At 37.9% G+C, this 232-nt stretch carries 1 pseudogene; it reads right to left on the bottom strand.

Annotated elements, in window-relative coordinates:
* Positions 1 to 232, bottom strand: a pseudogene (locus AOA61_RS00200) (hypothetical protein); the annotation flags it as partial.

The raw sequence follows: 232 nt of genomic DNA, 5'->3' as shown, positions 1-232 counted from the left end.
GCTTTATCCAACGTTGATGTCAGATGAATATTTGAAATCCCAGCTTTCTTTGAGGTTTCGGCTATTTTTTCTGCCGTTTCACCGTAAGATACTACGGATTTAACTCCCTTTAAATAAGGTATAAGCCCATCAAAAGATAACCCACGATCCAATCCTCCTGCTATTAAAAAAACAGGTTGTTCAAATGCCTTTAATGCAGTTATCGTGGCAGGAACATTTGTGGCTTTTGAAT

This window comes from Pseudomonas sp. 2995-1 (assembly GCF_002742505.1).
GTDB lineage: Bacteria > Pseudomonadota > Gammaproteobacteria > Pseudomonadales > Pseudomonadaceae > Aquipseudomonas > Aquipseudomonas sivasensis.
Note: the sequence above shows the minus strand (reverse complement) of the source record. Positions and strands in the feature narration are given on the sequence as shown.